9 protein-coding genes and 1 pseudogene are annotated in these 9,775 nt (G+C 69.5%); 3 read left to right on the forward strand and 7 right to left on the reverse strand.

The genetic code is table 11. From position 1 onward, the window contains the following. Positions 1-207: pseudogene (locus tag PV350_RS40350) on the reverse strand (hypothetical protein); the annotation flags it as partial. Positions 208-479: 272 nt separating this feature from the next. On the opposite strand from PV350_RS40350, the gene PV350_RS40355 reads away from it, so the two are divergent. Further along, positions 480-923: a hypothetical protein gene (locus PV350_RS40355; protein ID WP_500338398.1), complete on the forward strand. Its 444-nt coding sequence runs from the start codon at positions 480-482 to the stop codon at positions 921-923. Between the two features lie 331 nt (positions 924-1,254). Here PV350_RS40355 and PV350_RS40360 read toward each other — a convergent pair whose 3' ends face one another. The 5 genes from PV350_RS40360 to PV350_RS40380 form a co-directional block, all read right to left on the reverse strand. After that, positions 1,255-1,998 (reverse strand): ComF family protein, encoded by a 744-nt coding sequence (locus tag PV350_RS40360; RefSeq protein ID WP_500338399.1) that lies wholly within the window; start codon positions 1,996-1,998, stop codon positions 1,255-1,257. Then, positions 1,995-2,963: a DNA-processing protein DprA gene (locus PV350_RS40365; RefSeq protein ID WP_500338401.1), complete on the reverse strand. Its 969-nt coding sequence runs from the start codon at positions 2,961-2,963 to the stop codon at positions 1,995-1,997. The genes PV350_RS40360 and PV350_RS40365 overlap by 4 nt, the downstream gene beginning before the upstream one ends. A 177-nt stretch (positions 2,964-3,140) precedes the next feature. Continuing rightward, positions 3,141-4,019, reverse strand: a complete 879-nt coding sequence (locus PV350_RS40370; protein WP_500338402.1) for a hypothetical protein — start codon at positions 4,017-4,019, stop codon at positions 3,141-3,143. Positions 4,020-4,043: 24 nt separating this feature from the next. Further along, complete coding sequence (locus tag PV350_RS40375) at positions 4,044-4,373, reverse strand: HAD family hydrolase (RefSeq protein WP_500338404.1); 330 nt, start codon at positions 4,371-4,373, stop codon at positions 4,044-4,046. 261 nt (positions 4,374-4,634) lie between these two features. Further along, positions 4,635-5,225, reverse strand: a complete 591-nt coding sequence (locus PV350_RS40380) for a phosphotransferase family protein (protein ID WP_500338405.1) — start codon at positions 5,223-5,225, stop codon at positions 4,635-4,637. Here PV350_RS40380 and PV350_RS40385 point away from each other — a divergent pair. After that, positions 5,145-5,531, forward strand: a complete 387-nt coding sequence (locus PV350_RS40385; RefSeq protein WP_500338409.1) for a hypothetical protein — start codon at positions 5,145-5,147, stop codon at positions 5,529-5,531. The genes PV350_RS40380 and PV350_RS40385 overlap by 81 nt on opposite strands. A gap of 417 nt (positions 5,532-5,948) precedes the next feature. Here the strand turns inward: PV350_RS40385 and PV350_RS40390 are convergent, their stop codons facing one another. After that, positions 5,949-7,427: a hypothetical protein gene (locus PV350_RS40390; protein ID WP_500338407.1), complete on the reverse strand. Its 1,479-nt coding sequence runs from the start codon at positions 7,425-7,427 to the stop codon at positions 5,949-5,951. A 156-nt stretch (positions 7,428-7,583) separates the two neighbouring features. Between PV350_RS40390 and PV350_RS40395 the strand changes: the two genes are divergently transcribed. Next, positions 7,584-9,083 carry a HEPN/Toprim-associated domain-containing protein gene (locus PV350_RS40395; protein ID WP_500338408.1) on the forward strand — a complete coding sequence of 500 codons (1,500 nt, stop codon included), beginning with the start codon at positions 7,584-7,586 and terminating at the stop codon, positions 9,081-9,083. Positions 9,084-9,775: the final 692 nt, after the last annotated feature.

The following is a 9,775-nucleotide window of genomic DNA, read 5'->3' on the forward strand; positions in this document are numbered from 1 at the left end:
GGATCGGGTGGTGTAGAGGCGGTTGGCGGCCGGTACCGTCCGGTCGGCTCGGGCTCCGGGGGCGGTGAGTGCCTGGCAGTGGACCGGTGCCTCCTGTGCGATGCGGTGGTCCAGGCCGGCAGGTCGGGGTGTTCCTCGGAGTGTGCCGGCGAGGTGGCGGCGGGCTTCGGCCAGCAGGTGCCAGTGGCGGAACCGGCCTTGCTTCATGACCGCTACGACTCCGGTGACGTATGCGGCTGATGCTGCGAGGTCCACGACGGCGCCGTTCCGGCGGGCGCGGATGGGTGCCGCGGCAGCGCGGGCGTTGTCCAGGAGTGAGTCGACCAGGGTGGTGCCGAAGCGGCCGACCGCATCGGCGCGCCACGATGCTCGCAGGACGTGGAGCGGTAAGGCCTGGGGTGGTGCGGGCGGGCGGGTCTGGTGGGCGGCGATCCGACTACGGCCTCGGTCTGAGTTTTGACGCCTTCCGCGCCGATCCCATGATCGCCTCGCTCCAGTGGCCGGCCGACGTCGTTGAGCAGTTCCTCTACGACCACGGTGACCACGGTCCCTTCGAGCGCGACTACGGAAACGTCGACCTCACCACGATCGTGTGGACATTCGAAGCGGTCACGGCCGAAGAGCTGAGCACGATGCGGACCGGTCCGTCCGAGGCGGGCTGCATTGAGCAGTTCGCCCTCCACCCGGGCCACTACGTCAGCGTGCGCAACTCGGGCATCCACGTCGGCGTCGCGGAGATGTGGCGGGACCGCGGGACCTGGAAGCGTCCGCCGCTGCTGCTCGACCGGAGGCTGCTGGACTCGTCGGCAAGCGGTCTCCAGGTGCTGGAGGGGCGGACCCGCGTCGGGATTCTGCGGGGCCGCCTCCGAGAGAACGACTTCGTCGCGGCGACGCACGAGGCGTGGGTCGGCCGGCCGGCCTGACGGACTGCCAGGGGCAGGTGCTGGCGGCCGGGCCGCAGGCCGAACAGGAGGCAGGGTGGGTGCCCGCCAAGTGCGGGGCGCCCTAGCCGGTGACGGGGCGGGGCGGCATCCCTTGCGGGTCTGGAGGAGAAGGCCCGTCAAGATCTCCTCCTTACCGATGCCTTGGTGAGCGGCGCCGGCTTCCGCGGTGGTCCCCTTCTCGATGGCCTCCATCAGTTCCCAGCACTCGTCTCAGACGACGACGAGGGGCTTCTCCATGGGGTTCCTCTCAGCAGGACGAGCTAGCCCTGGTGTGGCCGGGGCACCAGCGTGGCCAGCAGGGTGGCGGTGATCAGTTGCCCCAGGGCACGCGGGCGAGGACCAGGCCGCGGACCTCGGCGGCGCCGGAGGCGAGCAGGCGCAGTGAGACGTGCTGGAGCTGGGAGCCGGAGGTGAGGACGTCGTCGACGAGCAGGATGGTGGCGCCCTCGATCGCGGCGCGGTCTCCGGTCCAGGTAAGAGCGGCGGCGTGAGCGAGGCCGGCCTGGCGCTTGTCCTCCAGCGTGCCGCGCGCGGACCGAGGGGTCTCCGCTGTCTTAACAAGGAGCGGGGATCCCGGCGGGCTGAGGGGGAAGGCGTGGGTGAGGTCCTCGTTGCATGCCGCGTCCATGATCCGCTCGATGTGCTGGATCGGGACGCGGCCGGCGTGGGTGGGGTTGCCGATGACGAAGTCGACGCCGTCCATCCGGTCGCGGTGTGTCTCCATCCAGCCGACCAGCAGACGGCCGAAGATCAAGGCCCAGCCGTGTGCCCCGTCGTACTTCAGCTTGTGGATCTTGTCGCGCAGCGCCCCTGAGTAGACGGCGACCGCGTCCACGCGGGAAAAGCCGCGCTCGGCGAGCGGCAGCCGGCACAGGCGGTTGACACACGGCTGCCCGGGAGCGACGGCCTGGGAGCAGACCGGGCAGTGCGGCTCGGCGATCGACTGGAGGGTCTTCTGGGCGCAGGCTGAGCAGAGGTGGGCGGCGCCGGTGAGGCTGTAGGCGCAGATGCCGCAGTTGGGGAAGCCTGCCGGTTGGGGAAGGGGCGTGGTCACAGGCCGGCCAGGGCGAGCTGCTGCCGCTGCTCGCTGGCGCGCTGGACGCTCTCGGCGGTGCCGAGGCGGTCCAGGATATCGCTGGTGTGGGAGACCTGGATGGCCCGCCCTTCCTTGATCATTTTCTCGGCCCAAGGCTCGCTGGTGGCCAGGGAACGGATCAGGAAGACCTTCTTGCCGTGCTCGGCGGCGATGCGGGCCTGCATCTTCGCGCCGGAGGTGCTGGAGGCCTCGATGACGACGCTGCCGAGCGTGGTGCCGGAGGTGACGACGTTGCGCTTGGGGAAGGTCCACCGGGCCGGGGGCGAGGTCGGCCAGAACTGGCTCAGCAGCGCTCCCCCGTGCTCGAGGATCGCGTCGGACAGGGGGCGGTTCTCGGCCGGGTAGACGGGCGCGGCGATACCGGTGCCCATGACCGCGACGGTGCGGCCGCCGGCGCGCAGGGTGGCGTCGTGGGCGGCGCGGTCGATGCCCTTGGCGAGGCCGCTGATGATGACGACGTCGTGCTCGACGAGCTCGCGGGCCATGCGGGCGGCGCGGCGCAGTCCGTCTTCGGAGGCCTGGCGGGTGCCGACGACGGCGATGGAGCGGGCATCGCGGTCGCTGAGCTGGCCGCGGTAGAAGAGGAACGGCGGCAGGTTGGGGACCAAGCGCAGGTTGGCCGGGTAGTCGGGGTCCAGGACCGTGACCAGCTGCGCCCCGGCCTTCCGGGCCGCTTCGGTCTCCTTGTCGACCCACGCGCGGAAGGGGTCGAGGTCCTTGATGGCCTCCTGGAGCAGGGGCCGGTTGCGCTGGACGGTGGTGGTGCCGTCCTCGCGCAGTCGCCCGTCGAGGAGGGCCGCGAGGTCGTCGGGCGTCTGGGCGTTGCGCGCGATCAGGTTCCAGTCGATCAGGTGCTCTCCGACGCGGGCGGCGCACAGGGCGAGCAAATCGCGGTGCTGATCGGTGAGAGTGAGGTCGGTCATGAAGAAGAGTCCTTCTACTCGCGGCCCGAGGATGTTCGAAGGATGGTGCGGTGTGCTTGGGCCACCTCCATCATGGCGCACCGGTGTGACAGCCGACCCGCAGGGGCGCCGACCGGTGCGTCGAGCCGGCCGCCCGGGCCCGACGGGTTTCTCGGGCCCCGGCTGCTATTGATCTTGCTATTGGGCGGAGTCGAGGTACTCCAGCATGGCTCGCCGCAGCGACCGGGACGGTCCGTCGTCCACGCCGCCGGGGCAGCTGGTGGCCACGAAGTCCGCGAGGTGGAGATCGTTGATGTCGAACGGGTCGATCTTGACGCCGCGGCGCAACTCGTAGGCGGTGTGGGCCTTGGGGTACTTCCCGACGGTCAGGGCGATCACCTCGGCCGCCCCGGCCTCCTCCAGGAGGATGCGGGCCCATTCGATCGACTTGCCCTCGGTGGTGAAGTCGTCGAAGACGATCACCGTCTTGCCGCGCACCTTGCGCCGGTAGTCGGGGTTGATCCGTACGGTGCGGGCCTGGGCGGCGATCGAGATGTCCACCCCCGTCCCTTCTCCCCTGCTGGCCCGGTAGCGCTCCAGGCTGGTGTCGGGGGCCGCGACGACCCGTTCGAGGAGGTCCTCGCAGTAGTACGAGCCGACCACGACCTTCGCCCTCTCCAGGAACCCTTCGGGCTGGGCGCTGACCCGGCCGGGCCTGCTGCTGGGGTAGACGCAGAACAGGCTGCGGCCGGGGAGGTTGCCCTCCAGGTAGGCGGACAGGAGCAGGCTAAGCATGAGGACGTCGCGCGCGTCCTGCTCGCCGAGGGCGATGCTGTGGGAGCGGGTGAAGACGTCCTGGAGGGTGAAGGTGCGCCCGCCGCCCTTGGGGAAAGAAACGTTCGGGGGGAGCAGGGAGCGGAGGCGGAAGCGGCCGTCCTGGTCGTCGAGGGCGTAGGCCCAGGTGGGCTCGTGCAGGAGGTAGTGCTCGAGCAGCTCGCGCACATCGTCCGGGCAGTCGGCCAGCAGCGAGGTGATCGGCTTCTTGTTGGCCTTGGCCCAGCGGGCGTGGATGTACACGACGCCGGCCTGGATGCCGGTGTACTAGTCCCACTCGGTGGTGCCGACCAGCAGGAGCTGGGTGGGGTATAGCTCCAGGGCCTCGGCGACGCTGGTGAGCCAGGCGCCGCTGCCGCGCGCGGGCCGGCCGGGGATGTCGTCTCGGCACAGGTGCAGGGCGGGCTGCGGCAGGCCGACGGCCGCGCAGGCGCCGGCGGCGTCCATCGGGTCGCTGGACAGCAGCACCCAGGCGACGTCGCGCTCGGCCAGCCAGTGCAACAGTTCGGCGACGCCGTCGTGCGCGCGGGCGGAGGTGCGCAGCACCGCCTTGTAGTCGAACACCACCGCGCGCACCGTGACACTGCCGTCGTCCACCGAACCCCCTCTTCCCGCCGCCCGGCGGGGCGGCTGAAGCGAACCGGTCTCCATGATCTCAGCTGCGGTCGCACCGCGGGTCGTTGGACGGGACGGCCACCGGGCGGCCTCGTCTCGGGTCTCCGGTTGATCCTCGGGTTCGGCTGGCCACCGGCCCGCTCGGGGCGTGCCGTCGGGAGCGGCTTTCGCCTGGGCTGGGGCTGCTGTTGCGTCAGCGTCGGCGCTGGCGCTGGCGGGCGAGGAGGCTCTGGCGACGTGCCGTCATCGGCTCTTCCAGTCGGTGGGGGTGTTGAGGACGTCGGCGGCCCACTGGTAGTAGCCGGTGGACCGGATGTGCTTGTCCTGCTCGGGGTAGAGGTCGCAGCTGAGCAGGGCGATCACGTGTAGGTAGTCGGCGAGGTCATCGCGCCGGTCGGCGGGGAGGTCCTGGGCGGCGGTTCCGAGAAGGCGGTTGCGGACGTCGGCACGGTCGTCGTCGTACATCCGGTAGTAAGCGCAGGCTCCCGCGAGGTCGTAGAGCGGGTATCCGAGCAGGGTGAAGGTGCCGAAGTCGATGACGGCGCTGATCCTTCCGTCGGCGACGAGGATGTTGTCCGGGCAGAGGTCACCATGGATGACGCCGTCGGGCCCGGCGTAGGGCCGGGCGAGCCGGTCGGTGATGCTGTCGATGGCCGGGACGTCACGGCGCAGGTCCGTCAGCACCGTGGGGAGCTTCTGCCCCAGAAGCAGCGGCGGTTCTTCACCAGGGCGGTGCCGGTACGGCGCGCGGTGGTGTCCGAAGACCTGCCCGCACTGCTGGTGCTTGATCTGGCGGCCCGCCCCGACATTGGGGATCTCCTGCGGCTGCTGCACACGGACGCACCGGCTGATGGCGCCGACACGGTGACAGAGTGGCGGCTGCTCCCCCTGCGCCGTATGTCGCTGTTTCGCCTGGAGGTGGAGTGGCTTGAGCCGGTACGCAACTCCCTCGCCGTGGTGTTGGAACGACGAGAGTTCCGGAACCTGTTGGACGCGGCCTGCGCCGACGACCGGCTTGGTCTGACGGACACCGACCCGGACGACAGCTTGGACGAGTTGTTCAGCATCGCGGTCGTGCCGGCGATGAGCGCTGCATTGGCCGGCTTGCGGCACGAGGCCGGTCAGCGGCGCGGGTATTAGTCCGCCACACCGGGCGCGTTCGCAGGCGATATGCCGCGCATCGTTGAGGGCGCGGCACATCAGCCGCGTCGGCAGACGCCCATCACCCGGGCCGGGCCGCGCAGGCGCGCGGCGGACAAGCGCGGGGTCCGGCGCCGGCGGCACGGCCCGGAATGCAAGGCCGGACCCGGTACCGGGGGGGGGGAACAGACCGGCCCGCGGCCCGGGCGCGACCGGAAGTACGGCGACACGCCGCGCCGACCGGGCCCGGAGGCCGGGACTCGATCGGAGCGGCACCCGCACCTCGTTCAAGCGCTCCCTAAGTCCGAACGCGAAGTCCCCTGGCGGGACAGCCTCTGATCGCCGTGTTCACCGTTGGAGGGGGCCAGGTATCGATGCCGCGTTCTGGATGCGAAGGGGCGCGCGCCGAATCACACGTCATCCGGTGCCCCGGCGTCTGCGCAGTCGCCCGAATACCCCATCGGACCGAGTCTGGCGCGGGCCCGGCGGGACATCAGCGAGGGACGGGGTCGGCCGAGGCTGTTCCGGCGCGGGAACGGCTCGGTCGAGCACGGCTGCCCGTATGGCATCCCACTTCCCGGTCCGCCACCACTCGTACAGGTCCAGGGTGGCGAGGACGGGATAGGGCAGCGCGGCCAGGAATTCCTTGTTGCTGTAGGCGGCCGGAGAGCGCTGGGCCGGTTCCGTATTGAACTGGTGATTCATGATGACGGCGGCGCACGTGACCGGCTGGTCCGGGCGTAGTTCAGGCCACGCCTCCAAGTGGTCGCGCAGGCGTACGGCTTCGCGCTCACCGGCCGAGCGGCTTGCAGACTTCACCTCGATGAGACATGCCTGCCCGCCGAACTCCGCGAGGAAGTCGGCGGATCGGGGGCCGCCCACCTCGCTGTCCAGGTCGGTCACAGTGAACCCGGCGGCACGCAGGAGGCTGGCGACCGCCTCCTCCAGAACACGCCCCGACCCGTACAGGAGGCCTTCGCGTACCGGTTCCGCTTCCGACCGGGCCTTGTTCAGTTCGTTCTCCAGGCGCGCCTTCTCCTGCTCATAGTGCTGCTCCAAGTCCGCCAGGCCCACTCGCGCAGCCGTCTCGGCGGGCGTCTCCAGATCGGGGTCGACGACGTGACGCGCGCGTACGCGCCGTAGCGCGGCCGGGACATGGGCGGGCAGCCCACGCCGTACGATCCAGTCGGTGATCTGCTGGTAATCAGTCGGGTAGGGAATCACGTACCAGATCTGACTCCCATCGCCGGTGACCCAGCGGACGGCGACCGGGTCCCCGACCGTGTCGAGCAAGATCGGGGTGAGCTTCCCGACCGGTGCCCGGGTCTCCTGCCTCCCGCTGCCGTCGCCGCTGACCAGCGTGAAGGACTGCAACGCCAGAGACCACCAGGGAGCGTCCGGCGGCCGGTTCAGCAGGCGCAAGCCGAGATCCTTGTCCGCCGGATCCAGTCCTTGGGCCAGCTGCGCATTGGCCCCGTCCAGCAGACGTTTTCCGGCTATACCTCCGGAAAAGCCGGGGAACTTCAGGCTGTCGGATCCGACTCCCGAGAATGCGTTCCAAACGGTGTCCTGCGCCGCGGCGCCCAAGGTGGCCACGATGAGCGCCGGCTCGCTGCGGGCCCGAGCCCCGGCCAGGAACCGCTCGAACTCCTCGCCGCCGCTGCCATGGAAAATGCTGGGGTCGATGGCCGCGGCGCAGGTGCTGGTGTCCATGTAGAGCCATCGCGGCTCCACGCCCTTGTCAGCCCAGGGGACACCGGCATACCGCGCGGACGCCTCGGCACGCTTACGGGCGTACTCGCTGGTGTCGGGAGGGAGATCCTGCAGTTCGGCAGGATCCTGGGCACCGATATGAATTGGGACAAGACCAGTTGATGCGGTGGGAGAGGATGCCATGGGAGCACGGTAGCGATCTCGACCGACAAGACGAGTAGTGCAAGCTGGGCTGAGGGGGCAGCCTGCTGGCCTAAGCCTGCGGAACAGGGCCCCAGCCGAATGTCAGCAAGCGGCAGATCTTCTCGGTCAGCGATGCCCGGCTGGATACCGGACGCGGTGGAACGAGGCCCGGACCGGCCGGACAGCAACACCCCTGCGTCCCACCAGGCCCAGCCCGGCGACGGCTCGGCACGCCAGCGGGCCAACGACGGCACGAACGGCAGCGGAGGGGACGGCGGGACGAGCGGCGCGCGGCCGACGGGCATGTGCAGCATGTCGCTGTCGTCTCCTCGAAATCCAGTCAACGCCCCGACCCCGATGGGGGATGCTGTACCGATGGGGCATTACTCGTACCTTGTGGTCGGCGACTGCCAGTTCCTCTACACACGCAACCACTACGACGAGGAACTGGCGGCGCTATTCAGCGAGACCGACCGCGCATTCACCCCCGCGGACGACAGCGAGCTCGTCCCCGACGACGAGTGGGGCTGGACCGGCCCGTCGCTGGGCTACTACACGACCGCCCGCGCTCTGCAAGAGCGGCTGAACGTTCAGGGCTTCACCACCCAGGTTGCCCTCGCTGCCATGGCGGATGGGATCGACCAGTGGCGCGCGGTATACGAGCGCCAGAGCCCCCTCCGGGAACAGCAGGTACGGGGCGAGACCGTGATCGAGACCCTCCTGCGGCCACCGCGTGAGCCTGAGCAGCTGCTGGCAGCCATCGGCGAGGCGATCAGGCCACACCGGCCCGAGAGCTCGTTCACCACGGGCCAGGAGTACTTCGACTACGAGCAGCAGTTCATCGACACCGTTGCTGACGTCGAAGACCTTCGCTGGTACATGGGCGAGCGCTGCCTCATACGGCTGATCGTCGACCAGGCTTCCGACCAGACACGGGTCGGGCTTGACCTCGGCGGGCTGACCGGCTGCTGTGTACATCTTGACCCCGTCGAGCCCGTCGCCGGGCCGTCACGCGAGCGTCAGCTTGCTGTTCTGCCCACCGACGCCCCGCTGATCGTGCTGACCGAGGGAAGCACTGACTCCCGGCGCCTGACTGAAGCGATGCGCATCACCCACCCGCACCTCGAAGGGTTCGTCAACTTCATCGATTACGCCGGCACAGACGCAGAGGCCGGGGTCGGCGCTCTTGCGCGCATGGTCAACGCGTTCATCGCGGCCGGCGTCGTCAACCGCTTCGTGGCCATCGCCGACAACGACGGAGCCGCGCACAAGACTCTCGCCAAGATCAAAAGGCAGAGGCTTCCAGCGAACTGCCGAGTGCTTCATTACCCGGAGCTACCCCTGCTGACCAGTTACCCGACCATCCATCCGGCTTCCTCGATCACATCACTGGCCGACGTCAACGGTGTGGCCGGCTCAATGGAGATGTACTTCGGGGAGGAGCTCCTGACCGTCGGCGGCGAACTCGCTCCCGTATATCTGGAAGAATATGATCCCTCAGCGCAGCACCGTCACGGCGTTATTTCCGGCCAGCACAAAAAGCTAGCGCAGAATGCCTTCCGTAAAAAGCTCCAAGCAGCCCGGAAAGGACAGTGCGGCGGCGACTGGAGCGGCGTGCACGCCATCATCGAGAGCATCGTCCACGCCTTCGACTAAACCGTGCTCTGGCGCCAGGTGCTCGCAGAGACGTTCGAGCCCGTCGGATCCCTGCCATTGCACCACCGACGGTACACGTTGCCGTACGAGGCTTGCGGGCGGGTGGCGGTGGCGGGAACCAGGCACGCAGGCGTACCGCTCCACACCAGTGAGAACACAGATGTTGCCGCCGTCGACCCGACTCGGCATCCGGCCGCACCTGCCCCTTCGCTGCCCCGTCCGCGGCGCCCGGCACGGAAACCCGGGTCGCACCCACAGTTCCGGAAGTGAGCTATATCCCCACGTCCGCGGAGTTCCTGGCCGCCCGGCACCGGAAAGAGACAGCCGGAATGGCGCAGTACATGGGCCGGATGACCTGCCGTCAGCCGAAAGGCCGGGGCGACGTGCCCGGGGGAACGGCCGGGCGCAGGGCGACCGGGACACGGAACGGCGCGCGCCGTACAGGCGGACTGCGCGCGGGAGGACGGGCCGGGGCACCACAACTGGGGCATCGTGCGGGGTGGACGCGGCTGTCTCCGCTGCGGACGACACGCGACCTTCCCTATGCTGATCTGCATGCCCGATTTGACCGAGCAGCAGGCGTGAGCTGGCTCTCGCTGCCGACACCGCCGCGCTGCTGCCGTCGCACCGTGCCGTGCTTCCCGTGCTGTGCCGGATGGCGAGTGTCGACCCAGTAGCAGGCCGGGCAGCCC

Source organism: Streptomyces sp. PA03-6a (genome assembly GCF_033792765.1).
Taxonomy (GTDB): domain Bacteria; phylum Actinomycetota; class Actinomycetes; order Streptomycetales; family Streptomycetaceae; genus Actinacidiphila.